At 67.0% G+C, this 24008-nt stretch carries 22 protein-coding genes; 17 read left to right on the plus strand and 5 right to left on the minus strand.

The window, feature by feature from the left end:
• Nucleotides 1–10 precede the first annotated feature (10 nt).
• Together dnaQ and VVD47_RS00960 are read left to right on the plus strand one after the other, a co-directional pair.
• Complete coding sequence (gene dnaQ / locus VVD47_RS00955) at nt 11–727, plus strand: DNA polymerase III subunit epsilon (protein ID WP_327601527.1); 717 nt, start codon at nt 11–13, stop codon at nt 725–727.
• Nucleotides 724–1263 (plus strand): hypothetical protein, encoded by a 540-nt coding sequence (locus VVD47_RS00960; protein ID WP_327601528.1) that lies wholly within the window; start codon nt 724–726, stop codon nt 1261–1263. The genes dnaQ and VVD47_RS00960 overlap by 4 nt, the downstream gene beginning before the upstream one ends.
• Nucleotides 1264–1346: 83 nt before the next feature.
• Here VVD47_RS00960 and VVD47_RS00965 read toward each other — a convergent pair whose 3' ends face one another.
• Nucleotides 1347–2489: an HD-GYP domain-containing protein gene (locus VVD47_RS00965; RefSeq protein ID WP_327601529.1), complete on the minus strand. Its 1143-nt coding sequence runs from the start codon at nt 2487–2489 to the stop codon at nt 1347–1349.
• A gap of 444 nt (nt 2490–2933) precedes the next feature.
• Here VVD47_RS00965 and VVD47_RS00970 point away from each other — a divergent pair, with 444 nt between their 5' ends.
• Both VVD47_RS00970 and VVD47_RS00975 read left to right on the plus strand, forming a co-directional pair.
• A complete protein-coding gene (locus tag VVD47_RS00970) occupies nt 2934–3662 on the plus strand; it encodes a hypothetical protein (RefSeq protein ID WP_327601530.1) in 729 nt (242 codons plus the stop codon).
• Nucleotides 3663–3779: 117 nt separating this feature from the next.
• Nucleotides 3780–5747 (plus strand): DNA topoisomerase IV subunit B, encoded by a 1968-nt coding sequence (locus VVD47_RS00975; protein WP_327603163.1) that lies wholly within the window; start codon nt 3780–3782, stop codon nt 5745–5747.
• Between the two features lie 71 nt (nt 5748–5818).
• Here the strand turns inward: VVD47_RS00975 and VVD47_RS00980 are convergent, their stop codons facing one another.
• From VVD47_RS00980 to ygfZ, 3 genes are all read right to left on the minus strand, one after another.
• The gene (locus VVD47_RS00980) at nt 5819–6595 is read right to left on the minus strand and encodes a DUF4399 domain-containing protein (protein ID WP_327601531.1); all 777 of its coding nucleotides are present in this window, start codon (nt 6593–6595) and stop codon (nt 5819–5821) included.
• A gap of 194 nt (nt 6596–6789) precedes the next feature.
• Nucleotides 6790–7071 (minus strand): DUF4936 family protein, encoded by a 282-nt coding sequence (locus VVD47_RS00985; protein ID WP_327601532.1) that lies wholly within the window; start codon nt 7069–7071, stop codon nt 6790–6792.
• Between the two features lie 14 nt (nt 7072–7085).
• Entirely contained in the window at nt 7086–8126 is a 1041-nt protein-coding gene (gene ygfZ, locus VVD47_RS00990; protein ID WP_327601533.1) for a CAF17-like 4Fe-4S cluster assembly/insertion protein YgfZ, read from the minus strand.
• Nucleotides 8127–8316: 190 nt separating this feature from the next.
• Between ygfZ and mltG the strand changes: the two genes are divergently transcribed.
• From mltG to VVD47_RS01020, 6 genes are all read left to right on the plus strand, one after another.
• Complete coding sequence (gene mltG / locus VVD47_RS00995) at nt 8317–9327, plus strand: endolytic transglycosylase MltG (RefSeq protein WP_327601534.1); 1011 nt, start codon at nt 8317–8319, stop codon at nt 9325–9327.
• Nucleotides 9324–9953: a dTMP kinase gene (tmk, locus tag VVD47_RS01000; RefSeq protein WP_327601535.1), complete on the plus strand. Its 630-nt coding sequence runs from the start codon at nt 9324–9326 to the stop codon at nt 9951–9953. Before mltG ends, tmk begins: the two co-directional genes overlap by 4 nt.
• The gene (holB, locus tag VVD47_RS01005) at nt 9950–11026 is read left to right on the plus strand and encodes a DNA polymerase III subunit delta' (RefSeq protein WP_327601536.1); all 1077 of its coding nucleotides are present in this window, start codon (nt 9950–9952) and stop codon (nt 11024–11026) included. The genes tmk and holB overlap by 4 nt, the downstream gene beginning before the upstream one ends.
• A gap of 74 nt (nt 11027–11100) precedes the next feature.
• A complete protein-coding gene (locus VVD47_RS01010; protein WP_327601537.1) occupies nt 11101–11460 on the plus strand; it encodes a PilZ domain-containing protein in 360 nt (119 codons plus the stop codon).
• A 152-nt stretch (nt 11461–11612) separates the two neighbouring features.
• Nucleotides 11613–12719 (plus strand): ABC transporter substrate-binding protein, encoded by a 1107-nt coding sequence (locus tag VVD47_RS01015; RefSeq protein ID WP_327601538.1) that lies wholly within the window; start codon nt 11613–11615, stop codon nt 12717–12719.
• Nucleotides 12719–15025: an ATP-binding protein gene (locus VVD47_RS01020; RefSeq protein WP_327601539.1), complete on the plus strand. Its 2307-nt coding sequence runs from the start codon at nt 12719–12721 to the stop codon at nt 15023–15025. The genes VVD47_RS01015 and VVD47_RS01020 overlap by 1 nt, the downstream gene beginning before the upstream one ends.
• Before the next feature lie 36 nt (nt 15026–15061).
• Here the strand turns inward: VVD47_RS01020 and ppk1 are convergent, their stop codons facing one another.
• Entirely contained in the window at nt 15062–17149 is a 2088-nt protein-coding gene (gene ppk1 / locus VVD47_RS01025; protein ID WP_327601540.1) for a polyphosphate kinase 1, read from the minus strand.
• A 225-nt stretch (nt 17150–17374) separates the two neighbouring features.
• On the opposite strand from ppk1, the gene ppx reads away from it, so the two are divergent.
• The 7 genes from ppx to VVD47_RS01060 all read left to right on the plus strand — a co-directional run bounded on the left by ppx (nt 17375) and on the right by VVD47_RS01060 (nt 24006).
• Nucleotides 17375–18877 (plus strand): exopolyphosphatase, encoded by a 1503-nt coding sequence (gene ppx, locus VVD47_RS01030; RefSeq protein WP_327601541.1) that lies wholly within the window; start codon nt 17375–17377, stop codon nt 18875–18877.
• 16 nt (nt 18878–18893) lie between these two features.
• On the plus strand, nt 18894–20033 hold the full coding sequence (locus tag VVD47_RS01035) for an MlaE family ABC transporter permease (protein ID WP_327601542.1): 1140 nt from the start codon (nt 18894–18896) through the stop codon (nt 20031–20033).
• Nucleotides 20030–20794: an ABC transporter ATP-binding protein gene (locus VVD47_RS01040; RefSeq protein ID WP_327601543.1), complete on the plus strand. Its 765-nt coding sequence runs from the start codon at nt 20030–20032 to the stop codon at nt 20792–20794. Before VVD47_RS01035 ends, VVD47_RS01040 begins: the two co-directional genes overlap by 4 nt.
• A gap of 2 nt (nt 20795–20796) precedes the next feature.
• On the plus strand, nt 20797–21729 hold the full coding sequence (locus VVD47_RS01045) for an MlaD family protein (RefSeq protein ID WP_327601544.1): 933 nt from the start codon (nt 20797–20799) through the stop codon (nt 21727–21729).
• Nucleotides 21726–22355, plus strand: a complete 630-nt coding sequence (locus VVD47_RS01050; protein ID WP_327601545.1) for an ABC-type transport auxiliary lipoprotein family protein — start codon at nt 21726–21728, stop codon at nt 22353–22355. The genes VVD47_RS01045 and VVD47_RS01050 overlap by 4 nt, the downstream gene beginning before the upstream one ends.
• A gap of 13 nt (nt 22356–22368) precedes the next feature.
• The gene (locus VVD47_RS01055; RefSeq protein ID WP_327601546.1) at nt 22369–23136 is read left to right on the plus strand and encodes a TatD family hydrolase; all 768 of its coding nucleotides are present in this window, start codon (nt 22369–22371) and stop codon (nt 23134–23136) included.
• 114 nt (nt 23137–23250) lie between these two features.
• On the plus strand, nt 23251–24006 hold the full coding sequence (locus VVD47_RS01060) for an SDR family oxidoreductase (RefSeq protein WP_327601547.1): 756 nt from the start codon (nt 23251–23253) through the stop codon (nt 24004–24006).
• The last annotated feature ends 2 nt before the right edge of the window (nt 24007–24008 follow it).

The raw sequence follows: 24008 nt of genomic DNA on the forward strand, positions 1-24008 counted from the left end.
TGGATCGGGCATGAGCGACAGGCAGATATTCCTCGACACCGAAACCACGGGGCTGGACCCCCGTGGTGGCGACCGCGTGGTCGAGATCGGCTGCGTGGAGATGATCAACCGTCGCCTGACCGGACGCACGTATCACATCTACCTGAACCCGGAGCGCGAGGTCGGGGATTCGGCGCGCATCCACGGCCTGTCCGACGAGTTTCTCGCCGACAAGCCGCTGTACCGCGCCCAGGCGGCCGAGTTCGAAGCTTTCGTGGAAGGTGCCGAGCTGATCATCCACAACGCCGGCTTCGACATGGGCTTCCTGAACATGGAGCAGGGCCGCATCGACCGGGTGTCGCTGTCGGAACTCTGCCCGCAGGTGATGGACACCGTGAAGGTGGCCAAGCAGATGTTCCCCGGCAAGAAGGCTTCGCTAGACGCCTTGTGCGACCGCTACGGCGTGAGCAACGCACACCGCAAGCTGCACGGCGCCTTGCTGGATGCCCAGCTGCTGGCCGAGGTGTACCTCGCCATGACGCGCGGTCAGGAGAGCCTCACCATCGGGCTGGACGATTCGGCGGCCGGCAGTGCGCTGCAGTTGCAGGCGCTCGGCGAGCGCAAGCCCTTGCGCGTGCTGCGCGCCAGCGCGGAAGAAGCGGCCGCCCATCAGCAGGTACTGCAGGAAATCCTCAAGGCGACCAAGGGCAAATGCCTGTGGTTGCCCCCGGAAGAAGCCACCTCGTGACGCGACGATGGGCCGCGTCCGGCCTGCTGGCCTTGCTGTGCCTGCCGGCGCATGCGGGCGAAGTCTTCAAGTTGATGACGCCGGTCAGGTACGCGCCGGACGCTCACGTCGTGGGCGCTGCGCGCACCAGTTGCGACCTGGAAGGCTATGCCAGCCGCGTGTTCGGCGAGCGGATCCGGACCAGCTATCCCGGCAGCACCGAGCTGTCTGATGCCGTCGGTTTTTCCTCCGTGGACGGCAAGGTGTTGCGGGTGAGCATCGTCAACGTGTACGGCGTGGGCGGAGGCGGATGGTCCGGCACCAAGTCGGTCACCATCCGGGCGGATTTGCTCGAGAAGGGCAGGCTGATCGGCATCCGCAGCATCACGCGCTCTTCGCGCTCGCTGCTGGGCGCCGTGTCGGGAACCTGCCCGATGCTGGAAAACTGCCTCGATGCGCTCAGCAAGGACGTGATGGTCTGGCTGTCGCACCCGCCCGCGCCGCCGCCGGACACCACTCCGGAGCAATCCGACCAGTCCGCGCCGTCAGCGGGCTGAGACCCTCCGCGACGAATCCGGTTGCCGTGAACATGAAAGGGCCACGCATTGCGCGTGGCCCTTGTCCTTTGTGCGGGGACGTTCTAACCCACCTGCCACATGGTCTCGATGTTGAAACGCATCTGCAGTTTGTCGCGGGGCATCACGCTGGCCACTTCGTAGGCCTTGATGCCGGTATCGCGGCGGACCGGCCGGTCGAAGGGCACGCCGCTGGCCGACAGCAGGCTCATCACGTATGGCGTGTTGGCCGTCGAGCCGCGGCGCAGCACCATGGCCGTCTCGCCATTGGCGAGTTGCACGAAGGTGCCGGGCGGGAAAATGCCGATCTCCTTGATCATCACGGCCACGTAGGGATTGCTCTCGGCATTCTGGGTGCCGAGGTACAGCGAGCGTGCCGCCTCCTGCGGGGCCATCGGTGCCCGCGCGGCGCGCGGGCTCAGCTTGGCGGAGAAGACGTCGGCAGTCTGGATCAGCTGGGCTTCCTCGCTGGGGGAGCCGATGCCGTAGGGGTAGCCGCCGCCGCCCGGCTTCTCGTGATGTTCCAGCACCGCCCGTAGCCAGTTTTCGTCGGTGACGCCGGCGCGCTTCAGCACTTCCTCGCCGAGTTGCGGGTGGCGGTCGATGGCTTGGCGTTGTTGCGGCGTGGGTGCCGTGCGCTGTACGCACAACTGCGCCTGCAGGGTCAGCATCGCAAGGTTCATGGTGATTGCCGCACAGCCCAGGCTGTCACGGCGCGCCTCGTCCCAGCCCAGGCGGGAGGCGACGAGTTCACACAGGATCGCGACGTGCAGGCTGTGCACGATGGGATAGCGGCGCTGGTCCGCGAGGACGATGGCTGCCAGCGCCGTGTCGGCGTTGTGCGTGGTCAGCGTCTGCACCAGGCGCGCGATGTTGAGTGCGTCACGCGTGAAGTCCTCGCGCTGCAGCACGTGGCGCAGCAGGTCTTCCAGTTCGCTGACGATGCTTCGCCACAGTCGGAACGGATCGCTGCGGGTTTCAGCGCGGCGCGGCGCGGCGCCCGTGGCGGGCGGGGGCGGGGTAGGCGCATCGTCCGGCAGCAGGTGACCGTCGACCTGCGGGGTGCGTGCCAGCAGCACGTCGCGTTCGGATTCCCGCTTGAGCTTGTAGCCCTCGCAGAGCAACAGGTTGCCGCGGGTGTCGTAGAGATCCCAGGGCAGGGGGGTATCGACCTCGATAAGGCGCGGAGGCGCGGGTTTGCGGTTCATCTGGCAATCAACGAACTGACACCGCGGAAACTTGAGACTCGCGGATCACTGTTTGAGTACGTGACGCAGCCACGCATTCCACGTGTGGGTTCGACATGTGATGGCTGTCAGTTGGGGGTCGCCCTGCTTTCATGGAAAAAGATAAACGATTACTCTATTGTCTGGTTTTTTAGTTTGTTGTTATTAAACATATAAAATGAATGGGGTTTCCGAATGTCCACCAGAATCACTGATTTTAAGAAATTGTTTTCCATGGGTTTGATGTTACCCGCCCTGTTGCTGTCTGCGTGCGGCGGTTCCGATTCCGGCTCCGCGCCTGCTTCACCGGGCGGCGGGGCCAGCAGTTCCAGTAGCTCCAGCAGCTCAAGCAGTTCCAGCGGCGCGGGTAGTTCCTCCTCCTCGGGCGCCGGAACGTCCTCCAGTTCCTCGTCTGGTGGCGCGGCGATGGCCTGGAATGTCTACGGCGGCGCGGTGCTCCCTGACGACGCAGCAGCCGTCGCACTGGCCGCTGGCGGAACGGCCGGCTTCACGCTTGCAACCGGCGGCGCGGGGTCGAGCAACGCGGTCGTCAACAGCGGGGTGATGGCGTTCTCGTCTGACGCGGCCAGCACGCGCACTTACCGCATCAACAATGTCGCGGACTCAGGCGGCACTTACCCCAAGTACCTGACGCTGCTGGCGAAGGTCCAGGGCAACGCGACCACGCGCGGCCTGGAGATCGAAGGCACGATCAGCGAGGCCGCCAGCAAGGGCGGGCGCTACAAGCTGATCATCCAGCAGGGGTCCAGCAGTACGGCCAGGCTGCGACTGGAGAACTACAACAACGTGTCCAGCACCCACCTGGACGACGCGAGCGTGGATAGCGGCGCGGACAACGTCTATCAGATCAACCTGACCCAGATCTCGCTGACGACGGGCACGATCACGGTGTACGCGAACGGGGTGGCGGTCAGCACCATGAACTACACCGGCGCGTTGCGACTGGCCAGCACCAACGGCGACAACTACATCCAGTTCGGCGACAGTTCCACCACGGCCGGTGTGACCAATCCTTACCAGTCCAGCATCGACTGGATCATCTGGACCAACGAGTTCTGCTCGGCTGGCGCCTGTACCCCGGCGCAGCTTGCTGGCCGCCTGCCGGCATCGCTGGGAGTGGTGAGCGGCTACTGAGCCTCCGCCGTGCCCTAACGCCAAAGCCCCGCCACGCGCGGGGCTTTTCGCTTGCGCCGGGGAGAGGCGGCTGTGGGACAATCGCGCCTCATCCGCAACACCTCATCTGCCGACTTCATGGCGCAAAAGAACTACGACGAATCTTCCTTCCGGGTCCTCAAGGGCCTGGAGCCGGTGCGCGAGCGCCCCGGCATGTACACCCGTACCGACTCGCCCTGCCACATGGTGCAGGAGGTCATCGACAACGCGGCCGACGAAGCACTCGCCGGCTTTGCCAAGAACATCCACGTGGCGGTGTTCCGCGACGGCTCGGTTTCGGTGACCGACGACGGTCGCGGCATCCCGGTCGGCCCGCATCCGGTGGAGAAGATCCCGGTCGTGGTGCTGGCCTACACGGTGCTGCACGCTGGCGGCAAGTTCGACAAGAAAAGCGGCAACTCGGCCTACGCCTTCTCCGGCGGCCTGCACGGCGTCGGCGTGGCGGTGACGACGGCGCTGTCGACCCGCGTCGAGGTGGAGGTGCGCCGCGAGGGCAAGATCCACCAGATCCATTTCGCCGATGGTGGCCGCGAGATCGGCGAGCTGATCGAAGCGGGCTCTGCCGGCAAGGCCACCGGTACCCGTGTCCGCGTCTGGCCGGACGGCAGGTATTTCGATTCGCCCAAGGTGCCGATGGCCGAGCTGGAGCGTCTGCTGCGTTCCAAGGCCGTGCTGTTGCCGGGCGTGAAGGTCATGCTGGACGTGCAGCAGGCCGATGGCAGCTTCGCGCGCCAGGAATGGCGATACCAGGACGGCCTGTCCGGTTACCTGCGCGAGGCCGCCGAGGGCGTGCAGGCACTGGTGCCGATCTACACCGCCGAGGCCTACGCGGACGAGGAGTCCGACTATGCGCCGGGCGAAGGCGCGGCCTGGGCCTTCGGCTGGTTCGACGGCCTGCAGGTGAGCGAAAGCTATGTGAACCTGATTCCCACCGTGGCGGGCGGTACGCATGAGTCCGGCCTGCGCGGCGGTGTGTTCGAGGCGGTGAAGAACTTCATCGAGCACCACAGCCTGCTGCCCAAGGGCGTCAAGCTGCAGCAGGAAGACGTGTGCGGCAGGATGAGCTTCGTGCTGTCGGCGCGCATCCTCGACCCGCAATTCCAGGGGCAGGTGAAGGAGAAGCTGAACTCACGGGAGGCGGTGAAGCTGGTGTCGTCGATGCTGCTGCACCCCTTCGAGGCCTGGCTCAACCAGAACGTGGAGTTCGGCAAGGCGATCGCCGACATCGCCATCAAGCAGGCGCAATCGCGCCTGAAGGACGCGCAGAAGGTCGAGAAGCGCAAGAGCAGCGGCGTGGCCGTGCTGCCCGGCAAGCTGTCGGATTGCGAGAGCGAGAACATCGCCGACAACGAGTTGTATCTCGTCGAAGGCGACTCCGCCGGCGGCTCCGCCAAGCTGGCGCGCGACCGCGAAACCCAAGCCATCCTGCCGCTGCGCGGCAAGGTGCAGAACTCCTGGGAGATCGACGCCAACCGCCTGTTCGCCAATGCCGAGATCCACGACATCTCGGTGGCGCTGGGGGTCGACCCGCATGCGCCCGAGGCGATGGACGCCGTGCTGGCGAACCTGCGCTACGGCAAGATCATCATCATGGCCGACGCGGATGTCGACGGCTCGCACATCCAGACCCTGCTGCTGACACTGTTCCTGCGTCACTTCCCGAAGCTGGTCGACAGCGGCCACGTGTGGGTGGCGCTGCCGCCGCTGTTCCGCGTGGATGTGCCGGCGCAAGGCAAGAAGCGTCCGGCACGTCGCTTCTATGCGCTGGACGACGGGGAGCTGATCGCCATCCGTGACCGCCTGCTGAAGGAAGGCTACCGCGAGGAGCAGCTGGAAGTCGGCCGCTTCAAGGGTCTGGGCGAGATGCTGCCGGCGCAGTTGAAGGAGACCGCGATGGACCCGGCGACCCGCCGTGTCCTGCCGGTGACGCTGGACGCCGTGGAAGAGGCGACCCGTCTGTTCGACCTGCTGATGGGCAAGGGCGAGGCGTCCGGTCGACGTGCCTGGATGGAAGCCAAGGGCAACCTCGTCGAGGCTGACCTGTAGGCGCGCAGCCGCTGCCGGAAACGACAAGGGGCGCCGCGGCGCCCCTTGTCGTTTGTTGTCGCGACGCGAACTCAGCGATTGCCGACGTTGAAGCCGACGGTGGAGGAGGTGTGCACCACCTTGCCGCTGGCGTTGTCGACGTATTCCACTTTGGCGGTCATCGGGCCTGAAGGAGGCGTGAGCCAGACCTCGGTGTCGCCACTGGTGAAGTCGAAGGTTTCAGCCTTGCCGCCGCGCTCCAGCTGCAGTCGGAAATGGCCCGCGCCGGGGTCGGTGATATCCACGTGCGAGATGTTCAGCCCCGCGCCATGGAAGGCGATGCGGAAGGGCGGGCGCACCGTGCTGCCGGCGGCCGGCTGCAGGATTTCCGCGCCGGTCTTGACCAGCGTCTTGGGGTCGACCGCCTTGTTCTGCGCCGTCACCTTGATCTTGACGGGCGGGCTGTAGACGAAATTCGGGATGTGGCGATGATCGGCAAACACCAGGCGCAAGGTGTAGTCGCCCGGTGGCATGTTGAACACCTGCTCCATCTGTCCCTTGCCGAAGTGGATGTACTTGTCGCTGAAGGGCAGGGGCTTGGTGAAATCCATCGGCAGGTCGTTGTTGACCAGCAGGTGGTGGTGGCCGGTGCGCTTCACCGGTTTGGTGATCGCGGCAATCCCGATTCCGGTGAGGCCGAACCTCACCACGTAGGGCGCCTCGATTTCCTGGCCGTCCTTCAGGTTGCTGAAGTAGGCCTCCGGCGCCAGCTTGGGGGGCATGGCGATCCAGGGATGGGCTGCCTGGGCGGTCGCACCCAGGCAGGCACAGCTCAGCAGCGCCGTGACGGCGCCCTTCAAAGCGTTCATGGGCTTTTTATCTTTTGTGTGGGTTGTGGCGCAATCATCGGCCAATGAAGCCGTGGCTTGAGTTGCGCTCGTCGGCTGGCAGCCTCCCAGTGGAAGCCGGCGCCGGTCTTGTCGGCGCCATTGTCCCTTGTGGCGGGTGGCTGCTGCTGTGCAATATTGCCCGCCCGCGTTCAATCAGTCAGGTGATTGGCCCGTCAGGGCGGCAGAGGGCAGTCGGTGAAGTGCTCGACATGACGTTCGCCTGTCAGCCCCTTGCCCAGATGGCGGGCTGCGGTGCGCGCCACGACCTCCGCAAGTCCGGGCGGCGCGGGGCTGTAGCACTCCATCCAGGTTCCCGGGTCATCGCAGCGACGTTGCAGCGTGCCGATCGAGCCGGAGGCCTCGGCGATCTCGGCAAACATCCGGGCCACCGCGATCAGCGCGGCGGCTTCGTCAGCAGGCGCGACGCGGTAGTAGACGTACAGGTGTTCCGCCACGCCGCAACCCGCGATCAGCCCACGGTGTAGGGAAGTTCGCCGAACTGCAGCACCGGGCCGGACAGGCTGCCCAGATGCACGTTGCCGGATTCCCGGCTGGCGATCTGGGTTACCGCCAGCACGTCATAGCCCCCTTGTGGAGCGGGCGCGACGCTGACCAGCTTGCCGCTGGACTGCTCGCCGAACTCGGGGGCGTACAGATCCGCACCGGCGGCTGGCGCGGTGTCGGTGTCGATGTGCGCGAAGTACATGCGCTTCTTCAACTTGCCGAGATACTGGGTGCGGGCCACGATCTCCTGACCGGGGTAGCAACCCTTCTGGAAGTTCACGCCGCCGATCAACTCGAAGTTGATCATCTGCGCGACGAATTCGTCCTGCGTGGCGGCCGTGATGACCGGCACGCCGGCGCGGATGTCCAGCCAGCGCCAGGCGTCGGTACCGGCCGGTTGCGCACCGGCGGCAACCAGCTTGCGCCAAAGCTCCGCGCATTGCGACAGCGGTGCGGCCAGCACCAAGCGGCTGGCGTCGATGCGGACCACCGTGATGCTGCCGTGCGACACGCTCATGCCTTCCGGCGGCGGCAGGGGAATGCCCGCACTGTCCAGCGCGGTGGCGGCCGCGGCACCTGACAAGCCGATGAGCGCCAGTTCCGGGGTTCCGTCAGTGACGCGCACCTTGGAGCGCAGCACGTACATGCCCAGTTTCTTGTGGATGGCTGACAACAGGTCGGCCGACAGCAGCAGGCGGAAGCCGTTGGCATCGCGCCACACCAGGAAACTCGCCAGCATGCGGCCCTTGGGGCTGTTGAAGCTGTTCCACTGGGCGCGATGGAGGTCCAGTTTCTTGATGTCGTTGGACATCAGGTTGTGCAGGAAGGGGCTGGCGTCCTCGCCTTCTGCGCGCAGCAGGCCGAGATGGGTCAGCGGCACCACGACCGTGCCACGCTCGGCGGCACGCACCTCCTCGCGAGGGTCGCCGAACTGCACGGCTCCGCTACCGCCTTCGAGGAAACGGGCACCTGTTTCATCAAGGTGCACAAGCCAGGGTGACTGCATTGAAGAGGACTCCAGAGGTGATGCGCAAGGTGGTGTGCGGTGCCGGGCGCGGCAGCGCGCCGGGCCTTTGCACTATTATAGGGGCCGCTCAGTGCTGCTTGCCGGGCCTGTCCGATAACGCTTCGGCAGGCCGGAGGGCTGACCGGTTCCCTGTGTTTCTTTCCATTCTGTAGCCTGCATTCTTGTCCCCATGCTGCGTTCCCTGCTGCGCAAGATTTCGCGCTTGATTGCATTCGGCGTGCTCGTCACGCTTGCGCTGGTCGGCGCCGCGGTGTGGTACGCCAGCCAGCCAGTGACGCTGGCGCAGCCGAAAGTCGACTTCAGCGTGGAGCACGGCCGCAGCATGCGCGAGGTGGCTCATGCGGTGGCGCGCCAGGGGGTGGGCGTATCGCCTTTCGTGCTGAGCTGGATGGCGCGCGTGACGGGACACGCCCATCGCATCCAGGCCGGCGAGTACCGCGTCGAAACAGGCATCACGCCCTGGCAGCTCATCGAACTGTTGTCGGAAGGCAGCAACAACTACGCGCAGCTGGCGGTCATCGAAGGGTGGCACTGGCGTCGCCTGCGCGCGGCGCTGGATGCCATGCCCGACCTGCGCCATGACACGCTGGGACGCTCGGACACCGAGGTGGCGCAGATGCTGGGCATCGATGGCGCACTCGAAGGGCGCTTCTTCCCGGACACCTATTTCTTCGCGCGGGGCAGTTCCGACGTGGAGCTGTTGAAGCGTGCCGCCGACCGCATGCAGCAGGTGCTGGCGGAGGAGTGGGCGGCGCGCGATCCGGCCATCGGCCTGGCGAACGCCGAGGACGCGCTGATCCTCGCCTCGGTGGTGGAGAAGGAAACCGGGCTGGATGCCGACCGCGGCAACATCGCGTCGGTATTCCACAATCGCCTGCGCATCGGCATGCCCCTGCAGAGTGACCCGACGGTCATCTACGGCATGGGCACGGACTTCGACGGCAACCTGCGGCGCCGCGACCTGCAGGCAGATACGCCCTACAACACCTACACCCGGCGCGGCCTGCCGCCGTCGCCGCTGGCGATGGTCGGGCGTGCAGCCTTGCGCGCGACCTTGCGGCCGCCCCGCACCGACTACCTGTATTTCGTGGCGCGCGGCAATGGCGCCAGCGTGTTCTCGCGCAATCTCGACGACCACAACCGCGCCGTGGCGCGCTACCAGAAAGGGGGCGCACGGTGAGTGTGCGGGGACGATTCATCACCTTCGAAGGCATCGACGGCGCTGGCAAGAGCAGCCAGATTGCCGCCACCGTCGACCTGTTGCGCGCACGTGGCCTGACCGTGGTGCAGAGCCGGGAGCCGGGCGGCACGCCGCTGGCGGAGAAGCTGCGCAGCATCGTGCTGGCCGACCCGATGCACCTGGAGACGGAGGCGCTGCTGATGTTCGCCGCGCGCCGCGAGCATCTCGCGCTGGTCATCGAACCCGCGTTGGCGCGGGGCGACTGGGTGGTGTGCGACCGCTTCACCGATGCCACCTACGCCTACCAGGTCGGTGGGCGTGGCCTGGGCGACGACAAGTTCCGCGCGCTCGAGCAATGGGTGCATCCGCATCTGCAACCGGACCTGACCCTGCTGTTCGACGTGCCGCCGGCACTCGCGGCCGAGCGCCTGGCCAATGGCCGTGCCGAGACCGATCGCTTCGAGCGCGAGCAGCGGGATTTCTTCGAACGCGTGCGTGCTGCATACCTGCAACGCGCGGCCGGCAGCGCCGGGCGCATCCTGGTGGTGGATGCCTCGCGCCCGATCGGGACGGTGACGGCCGAAGTGCTGGCCGGTGTCGGCCGCCTGCTGGACCTGGCGGCATGAGCGACGTGAGCGGCTTGCTGCCACCCTGGTTGCTGCCCCTGTGGCTGCAGGTCACGCGCGACCTGCAGCGCCTGCCGCACGCACTGTTGCTGGAGGGGCCAGCCGGCAGCGGAAAGCGGCAGTTCGCCGAGCAGCTCGCCCGCCGCCTGTTATGCGCATCGCCTTCAAGTGACGGTTTTGCCTGCGGCGCCTGCCCGGCCTGCAAGTGGTTCGCCGCGGCCAATCACCCCGACATGCACCGCATGGTGCCCGCCAGCGCCGCCCTGGCCGAACAGGAGGAGGGCGAGGACGGGGAGGGCGGTGAAAGCAGTGCGAAGGACGGCAAGAAGGCGTCCGACCAGATCGTCATCGATCAGGTGCGCAGCATGCAGTCGCTGCTGGAAGTCGGTGGTCACCAGGGGGGGCGACGGGTGGTGCTGATCGACCCGGCCGAGGCCATGAACGTGCCGACCGCCAACGCCCTGCTGAAAAGTCTTGAAGAACCGCCCGGCGATGCCGTATTCCTGCTGGTGAGCCACAGCCCGCGCCGCTTGCTGCCGACCATCCGCAGCCGTTGCCAGGGCTGGAGCTTCCCGCGACCCGACAAGGCCGTGGCGCAGCAGTGGCTGGCGGCTCAGCGTGTCGACGATGCCGAAGCCCTGCTGGGTTTCAGCAGCGGGCTGCCGCTGGCTGCCGCGGCGATTGCCGGCGGGCCGCTGGCGGAAGCGCGCAAGCGTTTCATGCGCGACATGCAGGGCCTGGGCAGGGGCGATCCGCTGAAGCTGGCCGGCGAGTGGGAGGCGTGGCTGAAGAGCAAGGCCGCGCTGGAGGCCGGCCTCACGCTGACCGTGCTGGTGTCCTGGCTGCAGCGCTGGGCCTACGACGCCAGTCGCGCTGCGCAAGGTGTGGCGCCGCGCTTCTTCGTCGATGCTGCCAGCGAACTGGCCGCGCTGACGAAGGGCCGATTCGATGTCTGGAGCAGTTGTTACAATGAACTGGCAGGTTACCGCCGGGTGTCGCAACACCCGCTGAATGCCCGCCTGTTCCTGGAGGACATGTTGTTGCGCACGACCCGCGCCATGACAGTGAAGTAGGACGTCCCCGCGACGAAGTACAGCGACGAAGAACCCGCGCCATACCGGCGATGGCCCGCACGAGACCTGACGAAATGGATGCTGCCCGTACCGCCGCCCGCCCCAGTGTGCTGTCGCTGAACATCAATTCGCGTTCCGCACTGCATGCGGCCTACATGCCCTTCATCAAGAACGGTGGCCTGTTCATTCCGACGCCCAAGGCCTACAGCCCGGGCGACGAGGTGTTCATGCTGCTGCAACTGATGGACGATCCGGCCAAGCTGGCGGTCAAGGGCAAGGTCGTGTGGATCACCCCGGCGAATGCGCAGAACGGCAAGACCCAGGGCGTCGGCGTGCAGTTCGCGGCCGATGAGGGCGGCCAGGCCGCCAAGATCAAGATCGAACAAGTCCTCGGTGGCGCACTCGGCGCCAACCGTCCCACGCACACCCTCTGAGTTCCCTTGAGAGAATCCTGCCGGGTTGCGCGGGTGGTGCCGTGCGCCTGTGTGGCGATGTGTGGCGCGCCATGACGTGTCCTCGAAGCCGCCCGGACCTTGCCCTAGACTCAGACAAACTCACCGCCCGTCTCCTGAAGGACGCCATGCGCGTGTTGCCCCCAGCCCGGCCGCTGTTCCTCTCCCTGGTCCTGTTGCTTGCCGGCTGCGCGCCCGATGAGCCGGTACGCGTCGGCTTCGTCGGTGGCCTGACCGGGCGCGGGGCCGACCTCGGCGAATCCGCACGCAACGGCGTGCTGCTGGCGGTGGAGCAGAAGAATGCGGGCGGCGGCATCAAGGGCCGTCGCATCGAAGTGCTGGTGCGCGACGACGCCGGCCAGCCGGACCGCGCCGCGCAGGCGGTGCGCGAACTCGCGGCTGCCGGGGTGGATGCCATCATCGGCTCGCAGACCTCGGCGACCACGGCCGCGATGGTTCCTGAACTGGATGCCAGCCACGTGCTCGGCATCTCGCCCACTGCTTCGTCGATGTCGCTGTTCGGCAAGGACGACTACCTGGTGCGCATCAATCGCAACACCCGCGACAATGCGCGCGACTATGCCGAGTACATCCGCGTCAAGCGGGGTCTGCGTCGCGTCGCGCTGGTGTACGACGTGCCCAACAAGCTGTTCTCGCTGAGCTGGGCAGAGGAATTCAAGAAGGCCATGGATGTCGCCGGCGGCGAGGTGGTGCTCACGCTGCCTTTCGATCCGAACAACGACGACAGCCATGCCGTGGCGGCAGGTGAGCTGCTCGCCGCCAGGCCGGATTGCGTGCTGATGGTGACCACCACGGTGGATACCGCCCGGTTGGCCCAGCAGCTGCGGCAGCGCGGCTCCGAGCTGCCCTTGCTCACCTCCGAATGGGCGTCGACCGAACAGCTCATCGAGATGGGCGGGCGTGCGGTCGATGGCATGGCCATGGTGCAGGCCCACAACCGCGATGATCCGTCGCCTGCCTTCCGCAATTTCGCGACGGCTTTCGAGACCCGCTTCAAGCGCGAGCCCGGCTACGCCGCGGTCGCCTCCTATGACGCCACCAGCGTGGCCCTGGTGGCGCTGGAGCGTCGCCAGGGCAAGCAGTCGCTCAAGGAAGCGGTGCTGACCTACGGTCCGTACCAGGGCCTGCAGCAGCAGATCGCGTTCGACAGCAATGGCGACACCCGCCGCAAGGTGTATTTCAGCGTCATCCGCGACGGTCGTTTCGTGCTGATCGACTGATGCGTGCCTGGCGTCATGAGCGAACCCTCTCAAGCTGGCTGATCTTCCTGCTCGTCGCCACCTCGCTGGTGACGCTGAGTATCGTCGGCAGCGCCATCCTCGCGGTGCGCGTGGCGCAGATCGCGCGAGACACGCGTGAAAGCCTGGGCAGGGAAGCGAGCGAAATGGCGGAGCGGGTGGAAGTCCTGCTCGGCGGCATCGAAGCGCGGGTGGAGGTCTTCGGCGAGCTGGCACCCGACCTGCCTGCGACACGGCTCACCACCCGGATGGACGAACTGGTCGACACCGGCCAGATCATCGATGCGCTGTACCTGGTCGACGAGAGCGGCATCACCCGCGCGGCCAGCGAGGGTCCGCTGCGCCATCGCCGCAGCGAGGAACTGGTCGGCGCCGACCTCTCCAGCAATCCCCTGTTCCGCGATGCACGCAGTCGTGGCCTTGCGGTGTGGAGCGACAAGTACCTGTCTGTCATTTCCGGCAAGGTGGCGATCGGCGTTGGCGTGCCGATGGCCGACGGTTCGGTCCTGATCGCCGAGATCGACCAGGACTACCTGCTGCTGACGATGCGGCTGGCGCGTGGTGGCAGCGGCACGCCTATGTGGTTGCTGGACAGTCGTGGCGAGATGCTCGCCGACACCGGCGGCGAGCACGTCAGCGGCTCGGCCAGCCTCGGCGACATGGCCGCGGTGCGCGAAGCCCTGCAGGGCGCGGTGGCCGGCAAAGCCTTTGCCTATCGCGGCCGCGACTACTACCTGGAATTCGCGCAGTCCGGCCAGCTGGGCTGGTACGTGGCGGTGAAGGCACCGGCGGGCCTCGACAATCCGCAGATCCGTTCGGCCGTGGTGGAGCTGCTCGCCATGTTTGCCGGCGTCATCGTCATCGGTGCCTTGCTGGCGCCTCTGTGGTCGCGGGGACTCACCCAGGCCCTGGGCAGCCTCACCGCGCGGGCGCGCCAGCTCGGCGATGGCAGGGTGCAGGGCGAATGGCCGCGGGGCCGGGTGCAGGAGTTCAACGAACTGGCTGCCGACCTGGAGCGCATGGCGGCCGTGCTGAGCGAGCGCGAGCGCAAGTTCCTCGCCATCTTCAACGCCTCGCCGGTGGCCATGCTGGTACTCGATGGCAATGCCGATCCGGCGGTGCTGGAACTCAATGACGCGTGGGCGCGCCAGTTCGGATTCGAGCGCAGCGAAGTCGTCGGACGCAGCTTTGCCGAGATCACGCTGATCGACGGCCAGAGCGCGCGCGGCCTGCTGGCGGAGGCGCTGGCGGAGGGTGCGCAGCAGGGCGAGGTCATGGTGTCGGCACGCACCGGCCGCGTACTGTTGTGTGCGCTGAGCGCGCGAGCGATGCAGCTGGATGGCCGCGCGGTACTGATCGTGGTGATGGAGGACGTCACCGAGCGACGCGGCATGGAGCATGCACTGCTGGAGCTGAACACCCAGCTCGAATCGCGGGTCGCCCAGCGGACGGATGCACTGGCCCAGGCCAACGACAGCCTGAGCCAGGCCCTGACCGACCTGCGCATGGCGCAGGACGACCTCGTGCGGACCGAGAAGCTGGCTTCACTGGGGGAACTGGTCGCCGGCGTGGCGCACGAGCTCAACACCCCGCTGGGCAACGGGCTGATGGCGGTGACCACCCTGTCCGACCAGTTGCGGCAGTTCCGCCTCGAGGTCGCGGCAGGTCTCAAGCGCTCGGCACTGGATACCTTCGTCGCCAACGTGGACATGGCGGCGACGATCGCCGCGCGCAACCTCAACCGGGCGGCAGAGCTGGTGACCAGTTTCAAGCAGGTGGCGGTGGACCAGGCCAGTTCGCAACGTCGCGGCTTTGACCTGCGCGACATGGTCGACGAAGTGCTGATGACCATGCTGCCGATGTTGAAGCGCACGCCCTACGTCGTGCACAACGAGGTGCCGGCCGGTCTTCGCATGGACAGCTATCCCGGCCCGCTGGGCCAGGTGCTGACCAACCTGGTGAACAACGCCGTGCTGCACGGTTTCGACGGACGTGACCGGGGCGAGATCTGGATCATCGCCAGCGCCGATGGCGCTCCTGGCACCGGCAGCATCACGCTGACCTTGCGTGACGATGGCAGCGGCATCGCGCCGGACATGCTCGGCCGCATCTTCGATCCCTTCGTCACCAGCCGCAAAGGGCGCGGTGGCACCGGCCTCGGCCTGCACATCGTGCACAACACGGTGACCCAGCTGCTGGGGGGCTCGGTCACCGTGGACAGCTGGGCGGGGGCGGGGACGGCCTTCTACCTGAACCTGCCGGTCAAGGCGCCCGAGCCGCAGGGCTGAGGCCCGCGGCGGCGGCCTACCCCCAACCTCCGACCGTCAGGCTTCGGTGCCGCCGGACAGGTCCTGCAGCAGGATTTCCTGCGCCGCGCGCGGTGCGCCGCGGGTGACGCGACGACGGTAGTTGCCGTCGCCATCCATCTCCCAGCTCTGGCTGTTGTCCATGAGGTAGGGCTTGAGGCCTTCCTTCATGACGCGGCGCTTCAGGCGTGCGTCCAGGACCGGGAAGGCCACCTCGATGCGGCGGAAGAAGTTGCGCTCCATCCAGTCGGCGCTGGACAGGTACAGCTTCTCCTCGCCGTCGGCATGGAACCAGAAGATGCGGGTGTGTTCGAGGAAGCGGCCGACCACTGAACGTACGCGGATGTTCTCCGACAGCCCGGCGACGCCGGGACGCAGCGCGCAGGGGCCGCGCACGACGAGATCGATCTCCACGCCGGCCTGCGAGGCCTCGTACAGCGCCTGGATGGTCTGCGGCTCCAGCAGGGCATTCATCTTGGCGATGATGTGCGCCTTGCGACCCGCGCGCGCGATCTCCGCCTCGGCGTGGATCAGCGCCACGATGCCCGGTTGCAGGCTGAACGGCGCCTGCAGAAGATGGGTCAGGCTTTCCGCGTGGCCCAGGCCGGTGAGCTGCTTGAACACTTCATGGACGTCGGCACCGATTTCCTCGTTGCAGGTCATCAGGCCGAAGTCGGTGTAGAAGCGGGTGGTGCGCGGGTGGTAGTTGCCGGTGCCCAGGTGCAGGTAGCGGCGCAGCAGGCTGTTGCCACGGCCGTCGTCCTCGCGGCGCACGATCAGCAGCATCTTGGCGTGGGTCTTGTAGCCGAACACGCCATACACCACGTGCGCGCCGGCTTCCTCCAGGCGTGCGGCCCAGTTGATGTTGGCTTCCTCGTCGAAGCGCGCCATCAGCTCGACCACCACGTTCACTTCCTTGCCCTTGCGCGCGGCGCGCAGCAGTTGCTCCATCAGCACCGAGTCGGTACCGGTGCGATACACCGTCATGCGGATGGCCAGCACCATGGGGTCATCGGCGGCGGCGCGCAGCAGGTCGATGACCGGCTGGAAGCTCTGGAAAGGGTGGTGCAGCAGGATGTCCTGCTTGCGGATGGCGGCGAACAGGTCGGCGCGCTTGCCGAAACCACGCGGCAGCGCCGGCTGGTGGGGGCGGTACTTCAGGTCGGGGCGGTCCACCCAGTCCGGCACCTGCATCAGGCGCACCAGGTTCACGATGCCGGGCACCCGGTAGAGTTCTTCGCGCTCCAGGCCGAACTGCTTGAGCAGGAAGTCGCTCATGGCGATCGAGCAGTTGTCGGCCACCTCCAGGCGCACCGAGTCGCCGAAGTTGCGCTGCTGCAACCCGCCCTGCAGGCTGACGCGCAGGTCCTTCACTTCTTCCTCGTCGACGAACAGGTCGCTGTTGCGGGTGACGCGGAACTGGTAGCAGCCCAGCACGTTCATACCCGGGAACAGGTCGCCGACGTGGGCGTGCAGGATGGAGGAAAAGAACACGAAGCCGTGGTCGATGCCGGTCAGCTCCTTGGGCAGGCGTACGACGCGGGGCAGGGCGCGCGGTGCCTGCACGATGGCGCTGTCGCAGTTGCGGCCGAAGGCGTCGCGGCCTTCCAGTTCCACGGCGAAGTTCAGGCTCTTGTTGAGCACGCGGGGGAACGGGTGGGCCGGGTCCAGCCCCACCGGCGTCAGCACCGGCATGACGTCGCGGAAGAAGTACTCGCGGATCCATTCGCGTTGCGCATCGGTCCACAGCGGGCGACGCAGGAAGGCGATGCCTTCCTCGGCCAGCGCGGGCAGTATCTGGTCGTTCAGCAGGCTGTACTGGTCGGCGACGATGCTGTGCACCTCGCGGGTGATGCGCTGGTACAACGCCTGCGCCGCGCTCGCCAGCGGGCTGGACTTCAGCTGCTCCTTGACGCCCGCCACGCGGATCTCGAAGAACTCGTCGAGGTTGCTCGACACGATGCAAAGGAACTTCAGCCGCTCCAGCAGCGGCACGCGCTCATCGGCCGCCTGGGCCAGCACGCGGCGCTGGAAGGCCAGCAGGGACAGCTCGCGATTGATCAGGGTGTCGGAAGAAGCCGTCGGGAGAGTCTCTGCGTGCGCCATGGCCGTGTCTCGATGAGTGTGCGGAGAGGCTGCGCCTTGCAGCCTGGAGGTGCCCTGGATACTGTGACATTTTAGTGACAACTTCATGACAGACGACAGGGCGGTTAAATCCTGCCTGTTCCGTGTGTCGCTTGCATTTCGCCGTCGGGAGCGAGTGATAAACTCGGCCGGCTCGCCCGTTGCAGTGGCATTACTGGCATTACTACTAACCCCCGGTGTCTCCTGATGTTCCAGAAACTCGTCTGCGCGGTCGATCTTGGTTCCAACAGTTTCCGCCTTCTCGTCGGGCGGATCGTTGGTGACCAGATCTATCCCCTGGACGGCCTGAAGGAGTCGGTACGACTGGCCGCCGGCCTGGGAAGCGACAAGCAGCTGGACGCCGCCGCCCGCGAGCGCGCCCTGGAAGCGCTGCGCCGTTTCAACGAACGCATCCGCAACCTGCCGCCGGACGCCGTGCGCGCCGTGGCGACCAATACCCTGCGGGTTGCCAAGAACGCGCCGCAATTCCTGCTGGAAGCGGAGGAGGCGCTGGGCTTCCCGATCGAAGTCATCGCCGGCCGTGAAGAGGCCCGCCTCATCTACGTCGGCGTCGCCCATACTTTGCCCGACCCGACCTTGCAGCAACTCGTGGTGGATATCGGTGGCGGTTCCACGGAGTTCATCATCGGCCGCAATTTCGAGCCGATCCAGCTGGAGTCGCTGTACATGGGGTGCGTGGGCTACAGCCTGCGCTACTTCCCGGGCGGCTACATCGAGAAGCAGGGGCTGAAGGAAGCCGAGCTCGCCGCGCGCAACGAACTGCAGGCGATTGCCAACCCGTACCGGGAAACCGGCTGGGACCAGGCTGTCGGCTCCTCCGGTAGCGCCAAGTCGATTGCCGATGTGCTGGAGCAGAGCGGCTGGTCGTCGGGTGGCATCACCCGTGAAGGCCTGGAGAAGCTGCGCAGCCACATGCTGCGCGCCGGGCACGTGGACAAGCTGGACCTGCCCGGCATCAAGGGTGACCGCCTGCCGGTGTTCGCCGGTGGCTTCTCCATCCTTTACGCGCTTTTCAAGGAATTCGACCTGGAACACATGGTGTTCTCGGACGGGGCGCTCCGCCTGGGCGTGCTCTACGACCTGCTGGGCCGCTATCACCGCCACGACCTGCGCGACGCCACGGTGCAGGCATTCCGCCGGCGCTACCAGGTGGATGTCGCCCAGGCCGACAGCGTGTCGGCGCTGGCGCTGGCGCTGTTCGCCCAGCAGTGTGCAGGCTGTGAGGAAGAGTTCGCCAACGACCGCCGCTTCCTGGACTGGGCCGCACAGCTGCACGAGATCGGCCTGTCGGTGGCGCATTCGAGCTACCACAAGCACACCGCCTACATCCTGGGCAACGCCGACATGCCGGGTTTCTCGCGCATGGACCAGGGGCGGCTCGCGCGCCTGGCGCTGGCTCACCGCGGCAAGCTGGAGCGGGTGCAGAGCCTGGACCCGGAAAGCACCGACTGGCTGCTGATCCTGTGCCTGCGCCTCGCCTGCATCGTGCATCGTGCGCGCAGCCATGCAGCACCTCCGCCCCTGCGCCTGCAGCGTGACGGCCAGGGCTTCATGCTGGCGGCGCCGCAGCACTGGTTGCAGGAATCGCCGCTGACCCACGCGGCCCTGCAGGAAGAGCAACAGCACTGGGCCCGGCTGGGCAAAGGCTTCCGCGTGAAGGCCGAGCGCGCCGTCGCCGCCGCCGGCTGAAGCCATCGTCCATCGCATGCAGACGGATCCGGCCACAACCGGTAGCACACATCGCAAGACGCCTGGCATCGAGCGCCATGCCGACAGGTGGGTGCTGCGTGGCGACTGGACACTGCAGTCGCTGTGCCCGCGCCTCAAATGGATCCGCAGCCAGCTGCGCTCGGCCAATCCCGACGCGGCCTGGGATCTCTCCGACGTGGGACGTCTTGACAGTTTCGGCGCGCTGCTGCTGTGGAAGGCCTGGGGCCTGCGGGAGCCCGCCGAACTGGTCCTCGCAGCGGGCTTGCAGACGGCCTTCGACCGCATCCGCGCTGAAGCCGATGTGCCGCCGCCGGTCCGGCAGCTGGACCTGCTGGCACCGGTCGCGAGGCTGGGTGACAAGATCCTGCGCGGCGGGTATGCCATCCAGCATTTCGTGGCGATGGTGGGGCAGGTCGTCATCGAGGCCGCACGGCTGCTGCAGAACCCGGCGCGTACGCCTCTGCGCGAGGTGTCCGCCACGCTCTACAAGGCCGGCATCACCGCCTTGCCGATCGCCGCGATGCTGGGCTTCCTCATCGGCCTGGTGCTGGCCTACCTGATGGCGTTCCAGTTGCGCAACTTCGGCGCCGACGTGTTCATCGTCAACCTGCTGGGCATCGGCATCATCCGCGAGATCGGTCCAGTGCTGGTGTCGGTGCTGGTGGCCGGGCGTTCCGGATCGGCGTTCACCGCACAGATCGGTGTCATGCGCGTCACGGAGGAAATCGACGCGCTGTCCGCGATGGGCGTGTCGCGCCACCAGCGGCTGATACTTCCCAAGCTGGTGGCGATGGTGATCGCCATGCCGCTGCTGGTGCTGTGGACCTCGGTGGCGGCGCTGCTCGGTGGGGCTCTCGTCGCGCAGTTGCAGCTCGACATCGACATGGGCTTCTTCGCCGAGACGCTGCAGCGCGTGGTGCCGGTGGAGAACCTCTACATCGGTCTCGTCAAGGGCTCGCTGTTCGGCGCGGCCATCGCGCTGGTGTCCTGTCACTACGGCCTGCGGGTCCAGCCCAATACGGAGAGCCTGTCCGCCAACACCACCAAGTCCGTGGTGGTGGCCATCTCCGCCGTGATCCTCCTCAACGCGCTGTTCGCGGTGGCCACGCGCGGCATGGGAATGCCCGGACGATGAGTGCCGCGACGGACATCGTCGAGTTGTCGGGCGTGTGGACGCGACTGGGCCACGACTGGGTGCACCGCGACGTGAACCTCACCGTGAGGCAGGGCGAGTTGCTGGCGCTGGTCGGCGGTTCCGGTGCCGGCAAAACCACGCTGCTGCGCCACATCATCGGCCTAACGCGGCCGGCACGCGGCAGCGTGAGCCTGTTCGGCGAGCCGCTGCGTGCGGGCAACCGCGCGGCGCGGCAGGCGCGGCGGCAACGTTTCGGCGTGCTGTTCCAGCATGGCGCGCTGTTCTCCGCGCTCACCGTGTACGACAACGTGGCCTTTCCGTTGCGTGAGTTCGGTGGCCTGCACGAGGATGAAATCCGCAGCCTCGTCATGAGTCGTCTCGCCCAGGTGGAGCTGGAGCCGCGTCATGCCCGCCTGATGCCCGCGCAGCTTTCCGGCGGCATGGTCAAGCGCGTGGCGCTGGCCCGCGCGCTGGCGCTGGAACCCGAGCTGCTGTTGCTGGACGAACCCACTGCGGGGCTGGACCCGGACCGCAGCGCGAGTTTCGTGAAACTCATCCGCTCCCTGCATGCCCAACTGGGATTGACGATGGTGTTCGTGACGCACGACCTGGAGACCTTGTCCGCGCTGGCCAGCCGGGTCGCCGTCATGGCTGAACACCGTATACTCGTCGCGGGGACACTGGAGGAGGTGTATCGCTTCGATCACCCCTTCGTAAAAAACTTCTTCCGCGTCCGCGCAGCGGGCGAGCGGGAGGTCTGAGAATGGAAAACCGCGCCTACGCGCTCATCGTCGGCACCATCACCCTGCTGCTCGGCATCGGCCTTGCGGCGGCCCTGTGGTGGATGACGTCCGGGGGTGGCAACACCACGGAATACATCATCGAATCGCCGCGCAGCGTGAGCGGCATCAACCGCCAGGCCGTGGTGCGCTTCCGTGGCATCCGCGTCGGCAAGGTGTCGAAGATCGAACTGGACCGTGCGCGTGCCGGCCACGTGCTGATCCATGTCGAAGTGATGGACGACACGCCGATCACCCGCGCGACGCGCGCCAAGGTCGGCTTCCAGGGCATCTCCGGGATGGGGCACATCCAGCTGGATGACGACGGCAGCGACCCGCAGCCGCTCGAACGCCCTGCGGGGCAACCGCCGCGCATCGCCCTGCAGTCGAACATGGTCGACCAGCTGACCCAGAGCGGGCAGGACATCGTCGCCAAGCTGCAGACCACGACCGACCGCCTCAACCAGGTGCTGAGTCCTGAGAACGTGGACCGCATCACGCGTAGCCTGGACAACCTCGCGCGCAGTTCCGCCCACGTCGAGCGCACGCTGGCACAGACCCCGGCGCTGATCGCCGACCTGCGCCGTTTCAGCTCCGCGCAGAATGCCGAACAACTGCAGGCCACGCTGACCAACCTGCGCCAGCTGTCGCAGCAACTGCCGCAAGCCATCGAGTCGTGGAACCGCGCGCTCGGCCGCGTCGAGGCCGCAGGTGGCCGCATCGACCGGCTGGGCGGCGAACTGCAGCAGAACCTGTCCAGCGAGACGCTGCCGCGCGTCAATGACCTGGTCGAGGACCTGCAGACGACCTCCACCCGTCTCAACAGCCTGATCGAAGAACTGGAACGCAGCCCGCAAATGCTGGTGGTCGGTCGCGAGGCGACGCGGCCCGGGCCTGGCGAGGGCGCTACGCGATGACTACACCTGACACGTATTCCCTGTCTTCTCCCGCCGCCACGGCAGGCTTGCGCGCCAGCGCGCGTGGCGTGCTGCTGGCGTTGTCGCTGGCCGTGGCAGGCTGCGGCAGTCTGCAGCCTGCGCCCGTCGTGACGCAGCATGACCTGGGCGGCCTGTTCGACGTGGGCGGGACGCGCAGCCCGGTGCCGTTGCGCACGCTCAACGTCACGGCGCAGCCGCTGGTGTCCGGTACCGGCATGCAGTACCGCGAGGTCGCGCAACCCACGCGGCGTGCTGTCTATGCGCAGAACCGCTGGGCCGCGCCGCCGGCGGCAATGGTGGAACCCGCGCTGCTGCGGCTGCTGGCGGTGGATGGTGGTGGCAGTTGCCGTCTGCAGCTGAGCCTGGCCGAGTTCATCATCGAGGTGGATGCGCAGGGCCAGAGCCGTGCCCGCATCGCAGCCGACCTGCGCTTGCTGGACGCCCGTGGGGTCAACGCCCAGATGCACAGCCTCGATGTCAGCGAGCCACTGGCCCGCACCGCCCCGGCGGAAGGCGCGCAGGCCATGCGTCGCGCGGTGCAGCGGCTTGGCGATGGCGTGGCCGCGTGGCTGGCAGGCGACGCGGGACGCGCCTGCAAGACCTGATCGGCGGCGCGCCGTGGCGCTGATCGACACCCATCTGCACCTGGATGCCGCCGAGTTCGACGGCGATCGCGAGGCGGTGATTGCCCGAGCCGGCGCCGCCGGTGTGACGCGGCTGGTGTTGCCCGCAGTGTTGCCCGCCAATTTCGACGCCGTGCGCGATCTGGCGCGACGCCTGCCCGGCAGCGTCCATGCCTACGGCATCCATCCCCTGTATGTCGGTCGCGCCAGCGAAACCGACATCGCGACGCTGGAAGCACGCCTCGCGGACGGCGACGCGGCGGCAGTTGGCGAGATCGGCCTGGATGGTTACGAGGCCGAGCCCGATCCGGCGCGGCAGGAATGGTTCTTCAACGAGCAGTTGCGGCTGGCGAAGCGCTTCGACCTGCCGGTGATCCTTCACGTTCGACGCGCCCAGGACAGGGTGCTCAAGTACCTGCGCCGGCACGGGTCGCATCGCGGCATTGCGCACGCCTTCAACGGCAGCCCTCAGCAGGCGCGCACGTTCATCGACCAGGGCTTCAAGCTGGGTTTCGGTGGCGCCATGACGTTCAGCGGCTCGACGCGGATACGCGCACTGGCGGCAAGCCTGCCGCTGGAGAGCATCGTCCTGGAGTCCGACGGGCCGGACATCCGGCCGGCGTGGGCGCAGGACGTACCGAACGAGCCCGCCAACGTGGCGCGTTTCGCGCAGGAGCTGGCGGCGTTGCGCGGCATCACGGTGGAGGAGGTGGCGAGGGCCACGACTGCCAACGCCTGCGAGGCGCTGGGCCTGGCGGCGTGACGGATCGCGATGGCGCGTATCGCACCAACCGGTTTCAGCGGCGAAGGTTTCCGCAGCCAAGGATTCAGCACGACCAGGTTTCAGCAGTGACGGTTTGAACAGCAAGCAGGAGAAATGATGATTGCATTCGTGACCGGCGCGACAGCCGGATTCGGCGCTGCCATCGTGCGGCGTTTCGTGCAGGAGGGGCATCGCGTGGTGGCCCTGGGGCGGCGTGCCGACCGGCTGGAGGCCCTGCGGGCCGAGTTGCCCGCTGGCAGCGTCCATATCGTGGAACGGGACGTGCGCGACAACGCGGCGGTGGAGCAGGTGGTGGCCAGCTTGCCGGCGGATTTCGCCGCGGTGGATGTGCTGGTCAACAACGCCGGGCTGGCCCTGGGGCTGGAGGGCGCGGACAAGGCGCTGCTGGACGACTGGGAGCGCATGGTCGACACCAACATCAAGGGTCTGATGTACGTGACCCGTGCCTTGCTGCCCGGCATGGTGGCGCGTGGTCGCGGCCATGTGCTGAACCTGGGTTCGGTGGCGGGCGCCTACCCGTACCCGGGTGGCAATGTGTATGGAGGCACCAAGGCTTTCGTTCGCCAGTTCTCGCTGAACCTGCGGGCCGACCTGGTGGGCAAGAACATCCGCGTCACCGACATCGCGCCCGGCCTGTCGTCCGGCACGGAGTTCTCGCAGGTGCGCTTCCACGGCGACGAAGGCAAGGCCGCGAAGGTGTATGAGGGCACGCAGTCGCTACAGCCCGAGGACATCGCGGAGTCCGTGTACTGGGCGGCCAGCCTGCCGGCGCATGTGAACATCAACATCATCGAGCTGATGCCGGTGACCCAGGCGTTCTCGCCGTTTGCGGTGGTGCGTGAGGGTTGAGT

This window comes from Uliginosibacterium sp. H1, assembly GCF_036017065.1.
In the GTDB taxonomy this organism is placed as follows: Bacteria; Pseudomonadota; Gammaproteobacteria; order Burkholderiales; family Rhodocyclaceae; genus Uliginosibacterium.